Source organism: Phyllobacterium sp. 0TCS1.6A (genome assembly GCF_026420825.1).
In the GTDB taxonomy this organism is placed as follows: Bacteria; Pseudomonadota; Alphaproteobacteria; order Rhizobiales; family Rhizobiaceae; genus Phyllobacterium.
Map to the genome: position 1 here is coordinate 183976 of NZ_JAPMAB010000004.1, position 21435 is coordinate 205410.

Annotated in this window: 22 protein-coding genes; 9 read left to right on the forward strand and 13 right to left on the reverse strand. The window is 62.1% G+C overall.

Features of this window, described 5'->3' with window-relative positions; all coding sequences use genetic code 11:
- Both OSJ75_RS11805 and OSJ75_RS11810 read right to left on the reverse strand, forming a co-directional pair.
- On the reverse strand, positions 1-522 hold the full coding sequence (locus OSJ75_RS11805; RefSeq protein ID WP_267228184.1) for a TRAP transporter small permease: 522 nt from the start codon (positions 520-522) through the stop codon (positions 1-3).
- A 42-nt stretch (positions 523-564) separates the two neighbouring features.
- A complete protein-coding gene (locus tag OSJ75_RS11810) occupies positions 565-1545 on the reverse strand; it encodes a C4-dicarboxylate TRAP transporter substrate-binding protein (protein ID WP_267228185.1) in 981 nt (326 codons plus the stop codon).
- Between the two features lie 72 nt (positions 1546-1617).
- Here OSJ75_RS11810 and OSJ75_RS11815 point away from each other — a divergent pair, with 72 nt between their 5' ends.
- The 4 genes from OSJ75_RS11815 to bioB all read left to right on the forward strand — a co-directional run bounded on the left by OSJ75_RS11815 (position 1618) and on the right by bioB (position 4822).
- Positions 1618-2328, forward strand: a complete 711-nt coding sequence (locus OSJ75_RS11815) for a GntR family transcriptional regulator (protein WP_267228187.1) — start codon at positions 1618-1620, stop codon at positions 2326-2328.
- A 119-nt stretch (positions 2329-2447) separates the two neighbouring features.
- Positions 2448-3113, forward strand: coding sequence for a GntR family transcriptional regulator (locus OSJ75_RS11820; protein ID WP_267228188.1), 666 nt, complete (start codon positions 2448-2450; stop codon positions 3111-3113).
- A gap of 87 nt (positions 3114-3200) precedes the next feature.
- Entirely contained in the window at positions 3201-3767 is a 567-nt protein-coding gene (locus tag OSJ75_RS11825; protein WP_250018953.1) for a biotin transporter BioY, read from the forward strand.
- The gene (bioB, locus tag OSJ75_RS11830) at positions 3764-4822 is read left to right on the forward strand and encodes a biotin synthase BioB (RefSeq protein ID WP_267228189.1); all 1059 of its coding nucleotides are present in this window, start codon (positions 3764-3766) and stop codon (positions 4820-4822) included. Before OSJ75_RS11825 ends, bioB begins: the two co-directional genes overlap by 4 nt.
- Before the next feature lie 24 nt (positions 4823-4846).
- Here the strand turns inward: bioB and OSJ75_RS11835 are convergent, their stop codons facing one another.
- From OSJ75_RS11835 to OSJ75_RS11850, 4 genes are all read right to left on the reverse strand, one after another.
- Positions 4847-5752 (reverse strand): arginase family protein, encoded by a 906-nt coding sequence (locus tag OSJ75_RS11835; RefSeq protein WP_267228190.1) that lies wholly within the window; start codon positions 5750-5752, stop codon positions 4847-4849.
- A gap of 94 nt (positions 5753-5846) precedes the next feature.
- Entirely contained in the window at positions 5847-6563 is a 717-nt protein-coding gene (locus OSJ75_RS11840) for a L,D-transpeptidase (protein WP_267228276.1), read from the reverse strand.
- Positions 6564-6689: 126 nt separating this feature from the next.
- Positions 6690-7616 carry a LysR family transcriptional regulator gene (locus OSJ75_RS11845; RefSeq protein ID WP_267228191.1) on the reverse strand — a complete coding sequence of 309 codons (927 nt, stop codon included), beginning with the start codon at positions 7614-7616 and terminating at the stop codon, positions 6690-6692.
- Positions 7617-7780: 164 nt separating this feature from the next.
- Positions 7781-8281, reverse strand: a complete 501-nt coding sequence (locus OSJ75_RS11850; protein WP_267228193.1) for a MarR family winged helix-turn-helix transcriptional regulator — start codon at positions 8279-8281, stop codon at positions 7781-7783.
- 53 nt (positions 8282-8334) lie between these two features.
- Here OSJ75_RS11850 and OSJ75_RS11855 point away from each other — a divergent pair, with 53 nt between their 5' ends.
- Both OSJ75_RS11855 and OSJ75_RS11860 read left to right on the forward strand, forming a co-directional pair.
- On the forward strand, positions 8335-9855 hold the full coding sequence (locus tag OSJ75_RS11855; protein ID WP_267228194.1) for an FAD-dependent oxidoreductase: 1521 nt from the start codon (positions 8335-8337) through the stop codon (positions 9853-9855).
- Positions 9852-11084 (forward strand): MFS transporter, encoded by a 1233-nt coding sequence (locus OSJ75_RS11860; protein ID WP_267228196.1) that lies wholly within the window; start codon positions 9852-9854, stop codon positions 11082-11084. Before OSJ75_RS11855 ends, OSJ75_RS11860 begins: the two co-directional genes overlap by 4 nt.
- A 23-nt stretch (positions 11085-11107) precedes the next feature.
- Here OSJ75_RS11860 and OSJ75_RS11865 read toward each other — a convergent pair whose 3' ends face one another.
- The 5 genes from OSJ75_RS11865 to OSJ75_RS11885 form a co-directional block, all read right to left on the reverse strand.
- Positions 11108-12172 carry an ABC transporter ATP-binding protein gene (locus OSJ75_RS11865; protein WP_267228197.1) on the reverse strand — a complete coding sequence of 355 codons (1065 nt, stop codon included), beginning with the start codon at positions 12170-12172 and terminating at the stop codon, positions 11108-11110.
- On the reverse strand, positions 12172-13218 hold the full coding sequence (locus OSJ75_RS11870) for an NAD(P)-dependent alcohol dehydrogenase (protein WP_267228198.1): 1047 nt from the start codon (positions 13216-13218) through the stop codon (positions 12172-12174). The genes OSJ75_RS11865 and OSJ75_RS11870 overlap by 1 nt, the downstream gene beginning before the upstream one ends.
- Before the next feature lie 5 nt (positions 13219-13223).
- Positions 13224-14042: a carbohydrate ABC transporter permease gene (locus OSJ75_RS11875; RefSeq protein ID WP_250018962.1), complete on the reverse strand. Its 819-nt coding sequence runs from the start codon at positions 14040-14042 to the stop codon at positions 13224-13226.
- Positions 14039-14902, reverse strand: coding sequence for a carbohydrate ABC transporter permease (locus tag OSJ75_RS11880; protein WP_250018963.1), 864 nt, complete (start codon positions 14900-14902; stop codon positions 14039-14041). The genes OSJ75_RS11875 and OSJ75_RS11880 overlap by 4 nt, the downstream gene beginning before the upstream one ends.
- Positions 14903-14970: 68 nt before the next feature.
- Positions 14971-16221: an ABC transporter substrate-binding protein gene (locus tag OSJ75_RS11885; RefSeq protein WP_267228200.1), complete on the reverse strand. Its 1251-nt coding sequence runs from the start codon at positions 16219-16221 to the stop codon at positions 14971-14973.
- Between the two features lie 132 nt (positions 16222-16353).
- Here OSJ75_RS11885 and OSJ75_RS11890 point away from each other — a divergent pair, with 132 nt between their 5' ends.
- Together OSJ75_RS11890 and OSJ75_RS11895 are read left to right on the forward strand one after the other, a co-directional pair.
- Entirely contained in the window at positions 16354-17304 is a 951-nt protein-coding gene (locus tag OSJ75_RS11890; protein ID WP_267228201.1) for an AraC family transcriptional regulator, read from the forward strand.
- A 132-nt stretch (positions 17305-17436) separates the two neighbouring features.
- A complete protein-coding gene (locus tag OSJ75_RS11895) occupies positions 17437-18468 on the forward strand; it encodes an NAD(P)-dependent oxidoreductase (RefSeq protein WP_267228202.1) in 1032 nt (343 codons plus the stop codon).
- 34 nt (positions 18469-18502) lie between these two features.
- Here the strand turns inward: OSJ75_RS11895 and OSJ75_RS11900 are convergent, their stop codons facing one another.
- Complete coding sequence (locus OSJ75_RS11900) at positions 18503-19495, reverse strand: zinc-dependent alcohol dehydrogenase family protein (RefSeq protein WP_267228204.1); 993 nt, start codon at positions 19493-19495, stop codon at positions 18503-18505.
- Positions 19496-19574: 79 nt separating this feature from the next.
- On the opposite strand from OSJ75_RS11900, the gene OSJ75_RS11905 reads away from it, so the two are divergent.
- A complete protein-coding gene (locus OSJ75_RS11905) occupies positions 19575-19946 on the forward strand; it encodes a winged helix-turn-helix transcriptional regulator (protein WP_250018968.1) in 372 nt (123 codons plus the stop codon).
- A gap of 125 nt (positions 19947-20071) precedes the next feature.
- Here OSJ75_RS11905 and repC read toward each other — a convergent pair whose 3' ends face one another.
- Complete coding sequence (gene repC, locus OSJ75_RS11910) at positions 20072-21295, reverse strand: plasmid replication protein RepC (RefSeq protein ID WP_267228277.1); 1224 nt, start codon at positions 21293-21295, stop codon at positions 20072-20074.
- Positions 21296-21435: the final 140 nt, after the last annotated feature.

The following is a 21435-nucleotide window of genomic DNA, read 5'->3' on the forward strand; positions in this document are numbered from 1 at the left end:
TCAGAGTTCCAGCGTTGGGGCGGAGGCTTCGATTTCCGCAGGGGTGCGGTTGTAGACGAGCAGCTCCTCGCGCTGGCCGCGGAATGCCCGCACCATGTTATGGACGAGCGTCGCGCCCAGCAGTACGCATCCCACCGGCACCGCCACGGTGACCCAGGCATAGGAAAGCGTACTGTCGCCGAAAGTGCGCTCGCGATTGAGCCAGGTAAGCCTCCACCCTTCCAGCGCGAGAACCGCGAGAAAGGCGATGATGATCACCGCGCAGATCACTTCGAGCCAGAAGCGGCGCTGATAGCGGAGGCGCGATACGAGCACCTCCATGCCGAGATGCGACTTCTCCCGCATGGCCTTGTTGGCGCCAATGAAGCAGAGCCAGATGAACAGCAGCTGAGCCATATCGACCGACCAGATCAGCGGGTGGCCGAAGAAGCGCATGATGGCGGCAACGAAGACGAGGCCGGTAATGCCTGCGAGCAAGGCGAAACAGATCGCCAACTCAAGTTGAACCAAGCGTTTGAGCATGATGTCCCCAGATCAAAGACGGCGGCCCGCAGAGGCCGATTTTCAATTGTTGGTTATCGCCTGCAGTTCCTGCCGCAGCGCGCCGTAGCCGAGCTTGTCGTAGACGACCGCGGTGGCCTCCTTGAAGGGCGTCACGTCGATCTCCTTGACCGTCATGCCGGCAGCGACCAGATCGGCCTCGATCTTGGCCAGCGAATCCTGCGTGCCGTGCGATGCGATGTCGCCGGCCTTCAACGCCTCTTCGCGCAGCATGGTCTGCAGCTCCGCCGGCAGGCTGTCGAACCACGGACCCGAGGTGACAAGGCCGGTGATGAGATTGATGTGGCCGGTTTTGGTCAGCACTTTCGTCACTTCAGGCAGCTTTGCCCCGAGACCTGCCGGCAGCTGCGCCTCGACCGAGTCGATGACCCGCTGTTCCAGCGCGGAATAGACTTCGGCAAACGGCATCGGCGTCGGCACCGCGCCCATTGCGGACACTGTTTCCACCCAGACCGGCGCGCCGGGGGTTCGCATGCGGTTGCCCGCAAGGTCGGCCGGCACCTTGACTTCCTTGCTGGTCCACAAATGCCTTTCGCCCTGCCACCAGTTGAACGACAGGACCTGGTGCCCGGACGCGTCGTGCAGTTTCTTGACCCAATCCTCGAACTTGTCCGAAACCACCACCTTACGGATGCCATCATAGCCCGAGGCGAGGTAGGGCGCGCCGAGGACGCCGAATTCGTTCACGAATGCCGCGAGCCGTCCGCCATCGACGATGACGGCGACCGGCGCGCCGGCACGAGCCTGCTCCAGCACGTCCTCGTCGGCGCCGAGCTGCGAGTTCGGAAACAGCTTGATCTCCATCGCGCCATTGGACGCCTTGGCGACATTGTCGCGGAAGGCTTCAAGACCCTTGTATAGCGGGTCCGAAGTCGTCAGCGCCGTGTTTATGCTGAGCGTATAATCCGCAGCCAGCGCCGGCGACGCCAGCGAAATCGTGGCCGCCACGACCGCCCCTGCCCAGAATTTCGAAACAAAGCTCATTTTGTCCTCCCAAAAGCCATTGGCCCTCCAGCCTCTTTGCAAGACTAGTATGGTAGTATATGTAGTGTCAACATGACGGCGAATTTCAAACTTGCGGCTCTCACACCCGATACCACGCGGGCCCGGCAGACCAGTGTCGGCGGCCAGGTCTATGAGGTGGTACGCAATGCGATCGTGCAGCTGCAGCTGCGGCCCGGCGACGCGGTTTCCGAATCTGAGATCGCGGCACAGCTCGGCGTCTCGCGCCAGCCGGTGCGCGAAGCTTTCATCAAGCTGAGTGAGGCGGGCCTCGTCGAGATACGCCCGCAACGGGGAACATTTGTCCGCCTCATCTCCGTGCAGGAGGTCGAGAACGCCCAGTTCCTGCGCGAAGCCATCGAAGTGGCGGTCGTGCGCAAGGCTGCGCTGCAGGCATCGGCGGCCGGGATCGCCCAGCTTCGGGATATCATCGAGCAGCAGCGCAGGGCAGCCGCAAGGGGCGACCATTCGGGCTTTTTGCGGCTGGACGAAGCCTATCACCAGGCCATTGCCGGAAGCGTCAATTGCGATGATGCCTGGCGGGTCCTGGACAGCCTGAAGGCGCAGATGGACCGCGTGCGCTATCTGTCATTGCCCGAGGCAACACCCCTGGACGCCATCATCGACCAGCATGCGACGATCGTCGATGCGCTCGAAACCGGATCGCCTGAAACGGCCGAATCCGCGATGCATATCCACCTTCGCGAGATACTTAAATCATTGCCGAAACTTGCGGCGGAAAACCGAAGCTTTTTTGCCGATTGATGCCTGGCTCGCAATGTGTGAGATGAAACGAGCTTCCGATGGCGGGAAGCTGCCGAGACCGTTGTGGAGGGCGCCGGCGGCTGGTCGACAAGTGGCGCTTGCCGAATTATCTATTAAACATGAACAGGAAATCAGAAGAGACCGTGGCGGCGCGCATCAGCCGCCATCTGGCAGACCGCATCATCGCCGGTGAGATCGAGCCGGGGTCGCGGTTGCGGCAAGATCATATAGCCGAGGAGTTCGGCGCAAGCCACGTGCCGGTGCGCGAGGCGTTTCGGCGTCTGGAGGCGCAGGGGCTGGCCATCAGCGAACCGAGGCGCGGCGTCCGCGTTGCCGCTTTCGATCTTTCCGAGGTCAAGGAAGTTGCGGAAATGCGGGCCGCGCTCGAAGTGCTGGCATTGCGGCACGCCGCGCCGCATCTGACTTCAGCCATTCTCGATGCCGCCGAAGAAGCGACGAAGGCCGGGGATAATTCACGCGACGTCCGCTCCTGGGAGGCGGCCAACCGCCGTTTTCATCGCCTGATCCTCGAGCCCTGCCGGATGCCGCGTCTCATGGCAACGATCGACGACCTGCATGCGGCGAGCGCCCGTTTTCTCTTCGCTACCTGGCAATCCGACTGGGAGACGCGGACGGACCACGATCATCGCGCCATTCTGGCGGCGCTGCGCAAGGGCGATGCCGAAACCGCCTGTGCGACGCTTGCACGCCATGTCCAGTGGATTGGGCATCGTCCCATCACGCGGGGCGGCTGCAAGCGCGATGTTTTCGCGATTGTCGGATAGAATTATCTATATTCCGCTTGCAATTCATGCCCGCTTCTGGATTCATTATAGATATTATATCATTTTATCTATAAAATGAGGATCCGAATGCACCAAGCAGCCGCTGTCGACAAGCTCAATTTCCGATCATCCTTCAGGATCGCCGCCACCATCGTCATCGGGGTGGCCTTGATCACCGCCGCAGCGAAGATCCATGTCCCTTCCTGGCCCGTGCCGATGACGCTGCATACCCTGGCCGTCATGGCTATCGCGCTGGCCGTTGGGCCGCGTCTCGCCACGGCGACCTTTCTTGCCTATCTCGCCGCCGGTGCGGCGGGGCTGCCGGTATTCTCCGGCACACCCGAGCGGGGCATCGGGCTCGCCTATATGGCTGGTCCGACAGGCGGCTATCTGCTCGGATATCTGGTGGCGAGCTGGCTGACCGGAACGCTGGCGCGCGGACGAAAGACGGTGGGCAACATCATGTCCATGCTGGCGGGCCTTGCCGTGACCTATGCCATCGGCCTTCCCTGGCTTGGTTTCTACGTGCCATTCGAGCGAATCATCGCGCTTGGCTTCACACCCTTCATCATCGGCGATCTGATCAATATTGCCGTGGTGGCTTTCGGTGCGGCGCTTGTTCCGGCCCGTCTTTCCAGGTTGATCGGCGAATGACGGCCTCAAGCCTCGCTATCGACCTGGTCGAGGACACCGCCGAACCATTGCGCGCGACCTGGACACCGGCTGATGCCCGCAGGATCTACGATCTGCCATTTCCGGAATTGCTCTACCGGGCGCAAACCGTCCACCGCCGCCATTTCGACCCGACCGAGATCGAGACTGCGACGCTGCTGTCCATCAAGACTGGCGGCTGTCCCGAGGATTGCGGCTATTGCTCCCAGAGCGCGCATTGGAAGACCGGCATCAAGGCAACCAAGCTGATGGAGGTCGAGCGCGTGCTGGCGGAAGCCCGCCGCGCCAAGGCCGGCGGCGCCACTCGATTCTGCATGGGGGCTGCCTGGCGCAGTCCCAAGGCTCGCGACATGGATGCGGTCTGCGCCATGATCGAGGGTGTCAGGGCGCTCGGCATGGACAGTTGCGTGACGCTCGGCAGCCTGACGCCCGAGCAAGCCGCGCAATTGGCGGAAGCCGGGCTCGATTTCTACAATCACAACATCGACACTTCGCGCGATTTCTACGCCGAGATCATCACGACGCGGACCATGGACGATCGGCTGCAGACGCTCGAACATGTTCGGGCCAGCGGCATCAAGGTCTGCTGCGGCGGCATCATCGGCATGGGCGAGACGGTGGATGATCGTATAGCCATGCTGATCACGCTGGCCACACTGGAACGGCCTCCGGAAAGCGTGCCGCTCAACATGTGGAACGCCGTCGAAGGCACGCCTGTCATGGACAAGGCGAAGCCGGTCGAACCGATCGCCTTCGTGCGCCTCGTCGCGCTTGCCCGCATCCTGATGCCGCGCAGCGTCGTGCGCCTCTCGGCTGGAAGACATGCTATGAGCGACGAATTGCAGGCCCTGTGCTTCCTTGCCGGCGCAAGTTCGATCTTCACCGGCGAGACTTTGCTCACCACCGCCAATCCCGGCCGGGACAAGGATGCCGATCTGCTGGAGAAGCTCGGCATGCGTGCGGCTGCGATGCCCGCCGGAGGATCGGGCGAAGGTCGCGGTTCTCGGGCGGCTCCCAATGATCGAGCCGCTCGATAGCAACTCTCTGCGGAAGCCTCGGCCTCAGGCCTGCTCACGGACCTTGCCGATCAAGGGCAGTTCGGCAAGCGCTTCGCGCAGCGCAATCGCGTCCCACGGCATGTGCTCGGTGATGCCGAGGCCAACCACATCGACCTCCTTGGCGACGTCGGCCAGCAAGCGGACGATCTGCGGAAGGGTCATGCGGCCAGCCTGAATATCGTCATCCGTCGGCGCCGGCCGGCCGGGCTTCGCGAACGTCAGCGACCGGAACAAATTGGCGTCGAGGACATCGAGATCGAAATGCACCGCGACGTGTTTCGCGCCGGTCGCGCGCAACCAGGCGAGCACCGGCTGGCTGTCGCCCGCCAGTTCTTCCGGCCCAACTCTCCGAATATCCATGCGCTCGGCGAGAGCATTCTCGAATTCCTGCAATTCCGAAAACTTGTCCGGAAGCGGACGCCAACCCGCAATCAACGCATTGCCGGGCTTGATCGGCAACTTGACCGCAGCAAGAAATTCCGGGTCGCCCTGCCCCATCAGGCTGCCGAGCACATGGGCGTGGGAATTGGCAAAGACCTTGTCCGAGAACAGGTCGCTATGTGCGTCGATCCAGAGCACGGCGAGTTCACCGTCATACCGCTCGTTCAGATAGGCGAAGGGCGCCAGATCGACGCCGCAGTCGCCACCGAGCACGACGATCCGGTCCGGCCGGTGGTGATCGATGCGGCGACGGGCGTCCCGGAACTGGCTCACCACCACGCCGCGCGCCAGGATTCCGTCAATGACCTGCAAGGGCGCGCCGTCGGGCTCGGCCACGGTCACTTCCTCGACGGGTCCATCCGCCTCGGGCGCAAGCCAGGCCAGCATTCTCCCGCCGAACATGTAGGACGGATCGCCTCCGCCCTGCCATTGCGGAAAAAGCAGGCGAAGGGTTTTCTGGTGTTGCATTTGCTGTCACTCCGAGACGATTTTCGATTTGCAACAGGTGGTGATCGTCATCGCCGCGCGCCATGCTTGGCGGCGACAAAGTTGCGTCCCGAAATCAGGCAACGCCCGTCATCGGCGTCTGGTGCACGACGATCGGCGCATGGTATGGCACGCGCCCGTAGAGATCGACGATGTCATGGTTGATCAGACGCACGCAGCCGGACGACACCGCCTTGCCGATCGACTGCCATTCGGGACTGCCGTGGAGCCGGTAGAGAGTGTCCTGCCTGTTCTGGAAGATGTAGAGGGCGCGCGCACCGAGCGGATTGGACAGGCCCGGGTCCATGCCGCCATTGGCGACCGAATAACGTTCCAGTTCGGGCTGCCGGGCGATCATCTCGCTGGGCGGCTTCCACCGCGGCCAGGGCTGGCGCCAGTGGATATAGCCCTGGCCTTCCCAGGCGAACCCATCCCGTCCGATTCCGACGCCATAACGCATTGCGCTGCCGCCTTGTTCGACCAGATAGAGGAAGCGCCTCGGCGTATCGACGACGACCGTTCCCGGCGCCTCCCCGGTGGGGTCAATTACCCGCTGGCGCAGGAATTCCGGGTTCATCTTCTTGTACGGAACTGCCGGCACCAGATGGCCGCCATCCTCGAAGGCAGCATAGCGTGCCTCGAGTTCCGTAGTCTCCGGCGCAGCCGGCGTGGCAGCGGGTGACGGCGCGGCGCCGCTGTCGCCGGTCGTCATACATCCGCTCAAAAGCACGGGCGCGGTCAATGAGCCGGCGAGGAAACACCGGCGGGAAATCAAGCTCGGAGGATTCTGCATCTGGGTAGGTTCGCGATCCATATGTTTGACGCCGACATGCCGGCTCTGCTCCAACATAAGCCTGTGAACCCGCCAGTCTTCCATAGGTGGATCGGTGATGCCCCGGATAACCGAAGGTTATGACCCCTAGTCGAAGACGCCGGGATCGCGCGAAATTCCCTTGATGGCCCGCAGTCTCGGAATGACGAAATCCGTGAATGCCCGCACCACCGGCCGCATGAATTTCGTCGACGGATAGGCAAGATATGCCTCGGTGGGCTTCAGCGCGTATTCCGGCAGGACGCGGACGAGATGACCCTGGTCAATCAATTCGGAAACGAGGTTTCTCTGAACCAGACCGACGCCCCGGCCGCGCAGGAGAGCGCTGATCATGACCTGTGCATTATTGGTCTTCAGAACCGGCCTGATGGCAACTTCTTCCATCGTCCTGTCCGTATGCACCAGCGTTACCGTATTTCGGGGCGACAAGGTCTTGGAGGTCGCAACGACATCCAGCTCGGAAAGCTGTTGCGGATCGTGGATGTCGCCAATTTTATCGAGATAGATCGGCGAGGCGACGAGGAACCGCTGCACCCAGCCGACCTTGCGGGCGACGACCTCCTGGTCCTCGATCCTGCCGTAGCGGAGGGTGAGATCGAAATTGTCGTAGACCAGGTCGACAGTGCGGTCGTCCAGTGCGAGCTCGATCATGACAGCCGGATGCTCGTCCTGGAAATCCGCCACCATGCCTTGCAGGTGCCTGGCGCCGATACAGGACGGCGCGTGAATGCGCAAATCACCCTCGATCTCTCCGGCATTGAGACGGACACCTTCAAGGGCGGCATCGATCGAGGCGATCGCGACACGGCTCGCCTCGTATAATTCGAGACCATGCACGGTTGGGCGCACGCTTTTGGACGATCGTTCCAGGAGCCGCGTGCGCAGATGCCGTTCGAGGTTCAAAAGGTGCTTGGTGACCGCGGGCTGCGAGACGCCGAGGTCGCGCGCGGCGCCGGTTATCGAGCCCTTCTCGACGGTGCGGATGAAGGCTTTCAGGGCGATGTTGATGTCCATCGATAGCTCTCGGTTATGGCTTGGCCAGATCATAACTCACGGCAATTGTGGCGCGATGATGGACGGCCTTCCATGGTTCAGTCGCGCGGTGGTGCACGGTCGCTTTCGCCCGGCACCAGTTCGACCGCGAAACCGAACTCGCCGTGTGAAGCTGCCCGCCAGCCTTAAGCCTTGTTTTCCGGCATCAGCGTTTCTTCCGGCAGGTCGTTCATGGCATCGGCAAATTTCCGCATCAGCCGCACCAGTTCCTCGACATCGTGCGCATCCCAGCTCTGGAAGGTCGAGCGGACGATCCTTTCCCGCGCCGTGTCGATCTTGTCGGTCATCGCCTTGCCCTTCGGCGTCACGATGGCTTCCGTCACGCGGCGGTCGGCTTCGCTCTGCCGGCGCGCGGCGAGCCCCAGGCTTTCCAGTTTTGCCACCTGGCGGCTGACCGTCGTGTAGTCGCGGCCGGACCGGTCGGCGAGCTCCACTATGCCTATGGGCCCGAGCCGCTCGATCCCGACCAGCAGCGGAAACAGCGCGCGGTCAAGCGCGATTCCGGCCTCCCGCACCATCTGCTCGTCGCGCTGCGGCCGGTTCATGACGCTGACGATATCGATCAGCGCACTATGAAGCTGGCGGATCTGGTTGCTGTTAATATGTGTATTTTTCACATTTCTCATTGACTGCCCTGCCACTTTGCTATTATGTGCATCTTACACACAAGGAGATACAAATGACAAATGGTTTTGCGGCAGATGTGCTCATCTGCGGTGCGGGAGCGGCTGGCCTGACGCTGGGAATCGAACTTGCGCGACGCGGCGTGTCTTTTCGCCTGGTCGAGAAGAATGGCGAAGCTTTCGCCGGTTCGCGCGGCAAGGGCATCCAGCCCCGGACGCAGGAGATTTTCGAAGATCTCGGCATTCTCGACAGGATCGTTGCCGCCGGCGGTCTTTATCCTGCAGTGCGCGAGTATCGCGACGATGGCAGCTTTGCCGAGAAGGAAACCGGCGAGCGCGCCGATCCCACACCGGCTGAGCCCTACCAGGCCGCGCTGATGATCCCGCAATACCTCACGGAGCGGATCATGCGCGAGCGGCTGACCGAGCTCGGCCAAAGGGTGGAGTTTGGCCGTAAGCTGGTCGGCTTCGAGCAGGACGAGGACAGCGTCGCCGTACGCCTTTCGGGTCCGGATGGCGAGCAGACCTTGCGCGTCCGTTACCTTGTCGGGGCGGATGGGGGGCGCAGCTTCGTCCGCAATGCGCTCGGCATCGACTTTCCCGGCAAGACGCTGGGCGTGCGGGCAATCGTGGCGGATGTAACCCTGACCGGCCTCGATCGCGACGCCTGGCACCGATTCAATGGTGGCGGTAGCGACCGGATGGTCGCGATCTGCCCGCTTGCCGGCACCGACCTGTTCCAGATACAGGCACCCATCCCGCCCGAAGGCGAGGCCGATCTGTCGGCCGAGGGCCTCGAGCGGATGGTCGCCGAGCGGACGGGTCGCAGCAATGTGCGGGTCGGGTCGGTTTCCTGGGCGTCCGCCTATGCGATGAATGCCCGGCTTGCAGACCGTTACCGCGTCGGCCGCGTCTTTCTCGTCGGCGATGCAGCCCATATCCACCCGCCGACCGGCGGCCAGGGCCTGAACACCAGTGTGCAGGATGCCTATAATCTCGGCTGGAAACTCGCCGCCGCGCTCGGCGGTGCCGACGGGCGCCTGCTCGACACCTATGAGGCGGAGCGGCGGCCGATCGCGCAATCCGTGCTCGAACTTTCCACCCGGCTGCTCGGCACGGACAAGCAGGGCCAGATGCGCCGTGACCGCGAAGTGCGGCAGCTCGATATCGGCTATCCGGACTCGCTGCTGTCAAGACAGCTCGGCAAACGCAGCGGCATGTTGCAGTCCGGAGACCGGGCGCCCGACGCCCCGATCGAGGGTGCCGCCGGCCAGGCAACGCGGCTGTTCCAGCTGTTCCAGGGGCCCCATTGGACGCTGCTCGTCGATGAAGCGGCCCGCGGAACGATCACGCCGCGACCCGGCCTCCATGTGCATCACATCGGTCCGAAGGGCGATATTATCGATAGCTGGGGCCATGTCGGCGACGCCTATGCACTCGAGCCGGGCGAATGTGCCCTGATCCGCCCGGATGGCTATGTCGGCGCGATCCTGACCCTTGGCGAAGACCGGACCGCGAATCTCGAAACCTATTTCGACCGCGTGGCCCTGTTTCAGCTCGAAAATGCTTCAAAATGAGCGCCGGCGCCAGTCTGAACGGCGTATCGGATCGGCTGGATTGGCAATTGATGCTGCCGCTGTTCGCCATTGTCGCACTTTATGCGGCTGGCGTCGGGGCGGTGCTGCCTGTCCTGCCGTTCTATCTGCGTGCCATGGGTGCGAGCCCTCTGATCTTCGGCCTCGTCCTTGCCACGGAGGCAATCAGCCAATCCGCAGCCTCGCCCTTGCTCGGCCAGTTGTCCGACCGTTTCGGACGCAAAAGGGTACTTCTGGCGAGCCAGTTCGTGGCGGTGGCGAGCCTGTTGCTGCTCGCCGTGGCGCAGAGCATCTTCATCGTCATGCTCGCCCGCTTTCTCTTCGGTCTCACCGCCGGCAACTTCTCGGCCGCAATCGCCTATGCAGCAGACAAGAGCACGGTGGCGACGCGGCGTCAGGCGATCGGGATCGTCAATGCCGGCCTCGGTCTCGGAGCAATCGTCGGCGCCGGCCTTTCGAGCATTCTGTCGGAAATTTCACTGACCACGCCGATCTATCTGGCGCTGGCCCTGTCGATTTCCGGCATCATCGTCACCACCTTCTGGCTCAAAGGCGACACGGTAGTGCGGCCATCCGCCGGCGAGCCCGATCCTGCCAAGGTGTCGCTATGGGCGATAACCGCCTCTCCGGTAGTCCGCATTCTCATCATCGTCATGCTGTGCCATTTTCTCGCCTTCGGCATGTATACGTCGCAGCTGCCGCTGTTCCTTGCCGACAAATTCGTCTGGAACGGCCATGCGCTGGGAGCGCGCGAGTTCAGCTACGTCATAGCAGCGGACGGCGCGATCAACGTCGTGGTCCAGCTTTTCCTGATACGATGGTTCGGCCGCGTCTTCTCGGAACACCAGCTGATCATCCTGATCTTTGCCCTCATCTGCACGGGCGTCATCAGTGCCGGGGTAGCCAATTCCGTCCCCGTGCTCGCCTTTGCCGTCCTCTGCATCAGCACGGGCGACGCTCTTGCAAAGCCAACCTATCTGGCGGCGCTCTCCCTCCACATTCCACCCGGCAGGCACGGGGCCGCCATGGGAGCCGGCCAGGCACTGGCCGCGGTAATGGATATTGCTTCGCCGGTTTTCGCCGGGTTCATCCTGGGATGGGGACTCTATGGGGTTTGGATCGGTACGGTCGTGGCAATCGCCATCATCGGAGCCATTGTCGCGGCGACGCTCCTTCCCCGCCACGCCAGCCAGGCAAGTCAGCCTGGCTGAACCCGGCCGCTTGTCGAAGGCTCTCAGGCCGCCGCCTTCTGCCCTTCATACCGTTTGCCGGTTTCCGGATCGAACAGATGCAGGTCGCGCGGATCGACTTCGATGCCGACGGTTTCACCTTCCTTGACCGCCGTCGAGGCGGGAAGGGCAATGCTGATCTCGTGGCCGTCATTGCGCAGGGTCACGAGCCTCGTCTCACCGTGGAACTCGTTGCGCTCGACCCGGCCCCGATAGCCGCCGGCTTCGGTCAACCGGAATGATCCCGGGCGGATACCAACGGTTACGGCACCCGGCCTGACCGCAAAGGGCGCCTTGAACAGGACCGAAGAATCGCCAATTCCCTGCTCCGACGCCTGCAATTGCAGGAAGTTCATGGGCGGCGTACCGATGAAGCTGGCGGCGAACAGGGTGGCCGGAGCTTCGTAGATTTCTTCCGGCGTTCCCATCTGCTCAATGCGGCCATCCTTCATCAGGACGATCCGGTCGGCAAGTGTCATCGCTTCCAGCTGATCATGGGTGACATAGATGCTCGTCGTCTGCAATTCGCGATGCAGGCGGGCGATCTCGACCCGCAGGCTGCCGCGAAGCTTGGCGTCGAGATTGGACAGCGGCTCGTCGAACAGGAACACCTCCGGCGTCTTGATCATCGCACGCGCGATAGCCACACGCTGCTGCTGGCCACCCGAAAGCTCCGTCGGCTTGCGCGTCAGGTAGACGCCGAGGCCGAGCGCCTCGACCACCGGCGCGAGCCGCGCCTCGATGGCACTTTTGGCAATGCCGGCGCGCTCCAGGCCGAATACGATGTTCTCCCGCACGGTCATATGCGGATAAAGCGCGTAGTTCTGGAACACCATGGCTATGCCGCGATCACCGGGATCGCGGTCGTTCATGCGCTGGCCGCCGATCAGGAGATCGCCGCCGGTTATCTCCTCGAGCCCGGCAATCATGCGTAGCATCGTTGATTTTCCGCAACCTGAGGGGCCGAGGAAGACCACGAATTCATGATCGTCGATATCGAGGTTGAAGTCGCGCATCACCTCCACCGATCCGTAGACCTTGCGGATGCCGCGGCATTCGACTGTCGCCATCAGTGCCCCTCCTCGTCCAGGATGATCTGCAGTTTCACATCCTCCGGACGTCCCTCGGCAGCGCGCTCGAAGGCCGCGATGGATTGTTCGAAGGCGAAGGTGCCGGAGATCAGCGGCTTCAGGTCGACCTTGCCCGCCGCGATAAGAGCGAGGGCGCGATCGAACACGTTGGCATAGCGGAACACGGTCTCGATGCGGCATTCGCGCGAGCAGGCAGCGGCAATGTCCATCGGCACCGGTTCAGGCGGCAGACCCACCAGGACCACCGTCCCGCCCGGCCGCACGACCTTGAAGAGATCGGCGACCGCAGCCGGCGCGCCCGAGCATTCGAAGACGATATCCGCACCCCAGCCGCCAGTGGCGGCATTGACTGCATCGACAAGGCTTTGCTCTCGCAGATTGATGCCGGTTACGCCGTCATATGTCTCGGCCAGTTTCAGTTTTGGCGCGGAAACATCCGAGATCAGCACCCGCGAGCAGCCACCGGCCAGGGCAGCCAACGCCACCATGATGCCGATCGTTCCGCAGCCAGTCACCACGGCCGTGTCGCCAGGCGTGATCCGCGCGCGGGCCGCGGCCTGCATGCCAACGGCGAAGGGCTCGACCATCGCGCCTTCCGCGAAGGAGACGTTGTCCGGCAATTTATAGGTGAAGCTGGCAGGATGGATCGTTTCCGGGCACAGCACGCCGTGCACGGGCGGCGTTGCCCAGAAAGTGACGGCCGGATCGACATTATAGAGGCCAAGGCGCGAGGCGCGCGACAATGGGTCGGGAATTCCCGGCTCCATGCAGACGCGGTCGCCCGGCTTGAGATCGGTGACGTTGGCGCCGACCTCGGTCACGGTGCCGGCAGCCTCATGCCCCAGAACCATGGGTGCGTTGACCACGAAATCGCCGATGCGGCCATGGGTGTAGTAATGTACGTCGCTGCCGCAGACGCCGACCGTATGGAGACGGATGCGGACGTCGTCCGCGCCCATATTCCGGGCCAGATCGATATCGCGCAACTTGAGTTCACCGACGCGCTCCAGGACAAGTGCTTTCATGGGATTCAACCTTGATTATTTTTCTTCGAGAATGCTGCATTGAGCCCGCCCGCCAGAACTCCAAGCAGAATGAGAGGTGGCAGCGACAGGAGAACGACGGCGGCGTTGAGAATGCCCCAGGGGACGTTCATTCCGAGCTGGGACATTTCGGATGCAATGATCGGCAGGGTCTTGGCCTTGGACGTGGTAAGCATCATGGCGAGAAGGAATTCGTTCCAGACCAGCACGAACGAAAAGGCGATGGCGCCGAAGACCTGGAAGCGCGCAATCGGCAGCGCGATGCGGAAGAACGTGCCGTATGGCCCCAATCCATCGACCCTCGCCGCCTCTTCGACCTGCAGGCTCACCCGCTCGAAGGCCGGCACCGAGAGCCAGATGGTGATCGAGGCGGTGACGATCAGATAGGTGATGATCAGCGAGACGCGCGTATCATAGAGGTCGAGGCCGAGCCAGATGACCAGCATGGGGATGGCGATAGCCACAGGCGGCAGAAAGCGCAGGGACAGCACGAAGAACTGCGCCTCGGCCGTCAGGCGGTTCTTGAACCTGGCGATGACATAGGCTGCCGGCACGCCAAGCACGGCGCCGAGCACCACGGCACTCGTGCAGATGACCAGCGAATTGGTGAGCGCCCGCGCGACCGAGCGTCGATTGAGCACATAGCTCATATTGTCCAGGACCGGCTGGAAGAACAGCTTCGGCGTGCTGACCAACAGGTCGGCATTGGTCTTGAAGGCGTTGAGCAGGGTCCACAGCAGCGGCAGGACGACGAAGGCGGCGGCCAGCACCAGCAGCAGCCTGAGCAGAAGCGTCGAGACTTTCATCGGTTCAGCCTCTTCCAGGTGACGGTGAATGTCACGACCGTCAACACCATCATGATGACCGCCATCGACGAGGCGTACGAGATCTTGCCGGATTCGATGAAGCCTTGCGAATAGGCGTACATGTCGAGCGTTTCCGTGGAGATACCGGGGCCGCCGCGGGTCATGACATAGACCAGGTCGAAGGAGCGCAGGCTTTCGATCGCCTTGACCAGAAGCAGGCTGATGAGCGGAGCCTTCAGCATAGGCAGCGTGACGAAGCGATGCACTTCCCAGCGTGCCGCGCGGTCGATCCGGGCGGCTTCCAAAGGTTGCGGCGGCAGCGACTCCAGCAGTTTGAGAATGATGACGGCGAAGAACAGGCCCCATTGCCAGACATCGACGAACGCCACCGCCAGCAGCGCGCCCCATGGCGTCGACAATATGTCAGGCGTACTGCCGGTGAGTTCGCGTACCGGCCAGGTCAGCGCGCCATAGAGGGGATGAAACGAGAATTTCCAGACGAAGGCCGCGCAGACGCGCGGCAGCAGCACCGGGATTATGAAGAGCACGCAGAGAACGTTGCGCATTCTCGGCCCGGCCGCCTCGAACATGGCGATGGCGAGCACGATGCCGGTCACCATGGTGGCGGTGACGCTGAGGATCTCCCATTTGAACGATACCCAGAGTGCATTGAGGAAGCGCGCATCGGAAAACAGCACGACGTAATTGGCGAACCATACATAGTCGGCCTGCGGCTGCGCCAGCGTGCGGTTCTGCAGTGAGATATTGAAGGCATAGATCGTCGGCACGAGCGCCAGCACGATCAGGATGCCCAGTGTCGGGCCGAGAAAAACATAGGGCAGCGAACGTCCGCGGCGCATGGTGGATCCTCAACTCAAGATATTTGGCGCGCCGATGGCGGCGCGCCATGTGTGACGGCTCGATTATGTCAGAGCTTGGCGGCGAAAGCCTCAAGTTCATTGAGCGTCGCCTTGATGTCCTTGCGGCTGCCGGTGATCAGCTCTTCCAGCATGATGCCCCATTGATTGCCCAGTTCCTGCCAGCGCGGGTCCTGCCAGAATGTCACCTGGGTCCGGCTGCCGGTCTGCGCCATGGCATCGGCGAGGTTCTGGCCGAATGTCGCGGCATATTCCTTGCTCTGATAGGTGCTGGTCCGGGTCAACTCGCCGGGCTGGCCGGCCGCCAGACGACGCGCTTCCTGTTCCTTGGAAGTCGCCCAGGCGATGAAGAGGCCGGCGCAGGCCTTCTCCTCGTCAGTCGGGTTGGCCTTTGCGGCGATGGCGAAGCCATGGGCATAGCCGGCGCCCGGCAGCGGCGTCGGCGGCACTGCGAAGGCGACCTTGTCCGCCACCTGGCTCTGCGCCTTGTCGACCGACATGCCGCCGAGCGGTGCGGATTCGATGATGATCGCGACCTTTCCGGCACGGAATGCACCGGTGGACTCGTCCCAGGAGCCGGTCTGCGTTCCGGGCGCGGAATATTTGAACAGGTCGAGATAGGCCTCGGTAGCCCTGACCGCTGCATCCGAATTGAAGGCGGGTTTGCCGTCCTTGAACCACTCGCCGCCATTGGCCTTGAACAACGGCATCCAGCGCCAGACATTGGCGCCCGAACCGCGCTGTCCGCGCAGGGCCGTGCCGTAGATCCCGTTGTCGGGATCGTGGAGTTTTTTCACTGCGGCGAGGTATTCGTCCCAGGTCTTCGGCGGCGCAATTCCAGCCTTCTCCAGAAGGTCGGTGCGATAGACCATCAGGTCGCCGCCGCCTTGAATCGGGGCGAACCACTGCTTGCCCTCATAGGTCGCCGCCGCCCGCATGCCGGCATCGAAATCGGCATAATCATATTCGGCCGGATAAAAGCCGTCGAGCGGTACGATCCAGCCCGAGGACGCGAACAGCGCAAGGTTTGCCTCGTCGATATAGTAGACGTCGAAGCTGCCGACGGTGGACGCATCGGCCTGCGACTTCGCGCGGCGGTCGTTCTCGTTGAGATAGCTGATCTCGAAGCCGGCGCCGGACAGTTCCTCGAATTCGTCGACATGCTGTTCGAGAAGTGTCAGCCCGTCACGCGGCTGGGCCAGGACGCGCAGATCGTCGCTGCATTGGGCCGCCGCAAAGGCGTTCGACGTCGCAAGTAATGCAATTGCCGCGCAACCGGCGCGAAGCTTGTTGAATGTCATCATATCCTCCCTCGGACGGTCTCCTGCCGTCAACAGGAGCAATTCTGCCCGGATACGCCCTTGAAACTAGCTTGCCCTTGAACCAGAAATGATACTATTTTGACATACATGACCATGATGGCAGCTTAGCAGATGTCAATTGCATCAGATTTTCCTCTGTCGGTAGCAGACACGTTCACCGCCACCCGGGAACAGATCGTGCTGCCCGGCGGCATGTCCTACCTCATCCGCCGCGACGACTATCCGAACCCGATCTGCATCTGGAACTATCATCCGGAGTGGGAAATCCACTTCATCCCCGACGCGCAGGGCTTCGCTTATGTCGGCGACTATATCGGTCCGTTCAAGCCGGGCCACCTGATGCTGACGGGCACCAATCTGCCGCATAACTGGATCACGCCGGGCGCGCCGCATCTGCCGGGGCGCGATCTGGTGCTGCAATTCGATGCCGAGGCGCTGATGGGCGTACGCGCGGTCTGTCCGGAATTCGACGTACTTCACCGCCTGAAGCCGCTTGCCGATCGCGGCATCGAGATCATGGGCCCGGCGGCATTCGATATCGGCAGCAAGATACTCGATCTTCACGCGCTCGAGGCCGGTGGCGGGCTCGGCCTGTTCATCGAAATCCTCAATGACATCGAGGCTGCTCCGCAAAAGCGGCTTCTGGCCAGTGAACATTTCATCTCGGTCTACAACCAGTTGGCCGACAGGCGCCACCGCAGGATCGACCACGCGATCCAGATCATGCAGTCCAGCCCCGGCGCGCAGATGCACGAAGTGGCGAAGCTGGTGGGCCTCGCGCCCTCGGCGTTCTCCCGTGCATTCCGCCGCCTCACGGGCATGAACTTTTCGGCTTACAGCCGCTCGGTGCGGGTCTGGCGCGCCCGCACATTGCTGGCGGAAACGGAAATGTCGATCACCGACATCTGTTTCGAGGCGGGCTTCAACAATCTCTCCAACTTCAACCGCTATTTCAGGACGGAAACCGGTCTGACGCCACGATCCTATCGTAACGCCGCCCGAATCCGCGCCCAGTCGATGATTGCGCCCGGCAGCAGGGCCAAGGCCAGCCTGAAGTCCTGACGATCCCTGCATTTCCCGGAAACTCGCCCCAGTTCGCAAGCATGGAGGCCCGCCGCCATTGACTCGCCGCCACGATATTACTATTAGTAACTTACTGTTAGTAACAAACCACGGAACGAGGTATCGAAGATCATGGCAAAGAGCATCTCCCCTATTCTCCTGATTGGCGGCACCGGCATGGTCGGCAGCAAGGTGGTCGAGCATATCCGCCGGCTTCACCCCGACCTTCCGCTTGCGATCGCGGCGCGCGATGCGGTGCGTGGCCGAGAGGTTGCTGAGCGAGCCGGCAATGCCGAATTCCTCACCGTCGACCTGACGAGGCCCGACCTTGGCCTTCCAGCAAGGCCGTTCGGTGCGGTTGTTGCGCTCGTCAAGGAAAACACGCTGAACCCGCTTCGGCTCGCCGAGGCCGCATCGATCCCCTATCTCAGCATGGCCGATGGCGCCTTCGAGATCGCGCCGGCGGTGGCACGGCACATCTTGCGGCCGTTAACCGTGCCGATGCTGCTGGCTGGCCAATGGGCGTCAGGCGTCACCAGCCTTGCCACGCTCCATTACGCCCGGAAGTTCGAGCAGTTGCACTCCATCGAGGTGACGGTCATCATGGATCCCGATGAACCGGCTGGTCCCATGGCTACCAGCGACGTCGAACAGATCATGCTCAATTCGCCGCGCCCGCTGATGCTTCGCGAGGGCCGGTGGCAATGGGCGGCCGAGCCCCGATCAACCCGCAAGGTCGTTACAGCGACGGGCGAAACGGTCGAAGTCCAGGCGATGTCGGTGCTTGATACGGTGGATCTTGCCGCCATTACCGACGCGCAGTCCGTCCGGTTCGACTTCGGATCGGCCATGACCGCGGCGAGGAAAGCCGGAGGCCCGGCCGCGCACGAAATGATCATCGTGATCGAAGGCGTGCTGAAGGATGGCCGGACCGGGCAGATGCGGGTGGATATAGAGACATCGCAAGGCGCTTCGGGGCTGACCGCACTCGGCGTGACGCTCGGGCTGGAGCGCCTGCTTGGCCTGGCGGGCGAACCGCCACTGGCACCAGGCCTCTATGTTCCCGAAAGCGTCATCGACCCGGCCTATGCGGTCAAGCACGTTCTGGAGCTTGGCGGCAAATTGTCGGAGGCGCCGCTCCAGGAGACACGTTCCGCCGCATAGATCGCCATGGACCATCGGAAAAGCGGCTTTGCCGTTATCCCTGTCTGCTGACCTCGACGACCAGCTTGCCGAAATGGTTGGCGTCGCGGAGCGCGTCATAGGCGAGGTTCGCCTCGTCGAAGCCGAAGACCTTGTCGATCTGTGGCCGGATGCCCGCCTTGACCAGCATTTGCAGGGCCGCGACCGGACCGACATAAATCCCCTGAAGCGTAATCCGCTTCTCAAGAATGGTCGCGGTGTCGATCTTGCCGTCGAACCCGGTCAGTACGCCCATCAGGGATATCCGGCCATCGAAACGGGTCGCCTTCAGGGTCTGGTTGAGCGTCTGCGGCCCTGAAACCTCGACGGCGAGGTCCGCACCCTTACCGTCGGTGAGCCGGAGCACTTCGTTTTCCCAATCCGGCCGCTGGCGGTAATTGATGATCTCGTCCGCACCGAGGGCACGAGCCCGCTCAAGCTTCTCATCCGAACTCGATGTGATGATCACACGGGCACCGGCCTTCTTCGCCAGTTGAAGCGCGAATATGGAAACGCCACCGGTTCCAAGCAGCAGCACCGTTTCGCCGGGCTGCACCGACCGCCGTTCGAACAAAGCGGCCCACGCCGTCACGCCTGCACAAGGCAGGGTCGAGGCTTCCTCGAACGTCATCGAGTCCGGAATTCGGACGACGCCGGTTGCCGGCACGACGATGCTTTCGGCAAGGACGCCATCCACGCCGGGTGCACCCAGGCTCCCCGCCTTGCGCGCCTCGGTGATATTGCCCTCGACCCAACCCGGCATGAAGCCGATGACGACCCGGTCACCGACCGAAAGCGTCTCGACATCCTCTCCTACCGCCGAAATCACGCCGGAGCCGTCCGACACCGGAATGAAACCCTCGAATCGCTGCGCCACGATCAGGTCGCGGTAATTCAGCGAGGCGGCCCGTATATCGACAGCGACCTCGCCCTTGGCCGGATGGCGGCGCTCGCCCTCGCCGAGGGTTGCCCAGGGGTGATCATGTCCATTGATGATATAGCGCTTCATGACAGTCTCCTTTTCAGGCACCGCAAATAACATTATGCTTCCTGTATTATAAGTACGTACAAAGAGAGCATGTAGTATCATGATCGATAGTGTCACCAGACGCGAGCGGCGCAAGGCGGGCCGGACCGGCTGTGCCGTGGAGGCGACGCTTTCGGTGATTGGCGGGATCTGGAAACCGGTGATCCTGTTCCATCTGCTCGAAGGCAAGCTGCGCTTCAACGCGCTTTGCCGCCTCGTTGCCGCCGCAACGCCAAGAATGATGACCTTGCAGCTGCGCGAACTCGAGGCAGACGGGGTCATCCGGCGCATTGTCCATCCAGAGGTTCCGCCAAAGGTCGAATATGAGCTGACGGATCTCGGCCGCACATTGGCTCCGGTGTTGCTCAGCATGCGCGATTGGGGCCAGCGAATACAGGCGGCCGATGGCGGATACCAGCCGACGCCCTGCTAGCTTCTGCCGATCCCTCGAACTCGATGCGCTCGGACGCGGCTGGCCCCGTCTACGGTTCTGCTCGGATACGGAACTTAACACGCGATTAGCTTTCGTTGTATGGCAATGCTGATCACGCCCCAAGCTCACGAACAAAGTGCCACAAACTCCGGATCATGGGTTTTTCCATGCAAAGCGGCCGTCAGCATGGGCTCAACCGAGAATTTTCCGCGCTCCGCCCGTTCGATCAGGCTGCGGAAATAAGCTGCCGGTGCTTTGATGGTTTCCGATCTCTGGAGCATGCAGGCGATTATGATCGCCGTGTTCTGATGCCCGAGCACCCCCAGGCTCTTGTCATAGGCTTTTGACGAGATACCGAGATAGGCTTTGACCTGACCTGCAAGAGCGTAAAACTGCTGCCAGTTCGTAATCTCACGGAGCGAATAGTCGGCGATTTCCGGACAGGCTCTTATGACCGTATCGAGCGAAAACGCCTGATGCAGGGGCTTTTCCACCGGCGCTGGCTTGTCGTGGTTGGCGTCGACATTTGCTGCAGCGCTCAGCGGACATTCTTTTATTTGAGATTCTGATTCGAGACTCTGTTGTTGCCGCTCATTCTGACGGTCATTGGTGCTCGGAATCCGATCATTGATGTTCTTTTCCAACAGGATAGTGACTTCGGCCTGCAGGGCCTCCAAGGCCTCCAGAATATGTTGGAGCTGTCCTATCTCGGCGCGGCGAGGGATTGCCTCGACAATGGCGCGAAGCCGGGCGTTCAACATGGTCCAGTCGCCGGCGAATGTCTCGCGGTGTGCGACATCGATGAGTTTGGCAATGTCGCGTCGATGCAGGCTTACACGCTCGCGCAGGAGCTTCAATGCCATCCGTTCGGCCTGGACTTTCGCAGCCGCGCGCTTGAACTCATCGGCCCGCGCGAGCAGCGGCGCCAGCGAGAACCCGAAGGCCTCGACGATCTCGCCTCCCCTGCCCTTGCGCGAATATCGTTTGCCATTGGGGCTGTCCTTGCGGGTGATCAGGCCAAGCTCGAGTAGCGCCGCGAGATGCCGGCGCAATGTTGCACCTGCCATGCCGTGCGCCCGGAGCGATAGTTGCGCATTGGACGGAAAGACGATCAACGGCTCCTTGGACGAGAGTTCGGTCTGGGGCAGGAAGGATAACAGAGCGCTGAGCACGGCCAGTGAACGATCGCTGACCTCCAACGCCTCCTTGCCTTCGCAGAGCCAACGATAGACCTGCCACTTGTCGACGGCGGTATCATCGGTATGTGCGCGCGCCTGCGCTTGTGCCCGGAGATGGCCAAGCGTCATCGTCCGCCGCCCAAAGGGCGTCGTTATATGACTTTCAAGCATCGTTCTTTCACCTTTCAATGAGGCAAAAGATATTCAACCACCGAAACGGTGCCATAAACTCTTGACAGTGATTCGAGGAAATGCGATTCTCAACTTGCTGAGAGATGAGAGAGGCTTCCACGACGGAAACGTTTGGGGGC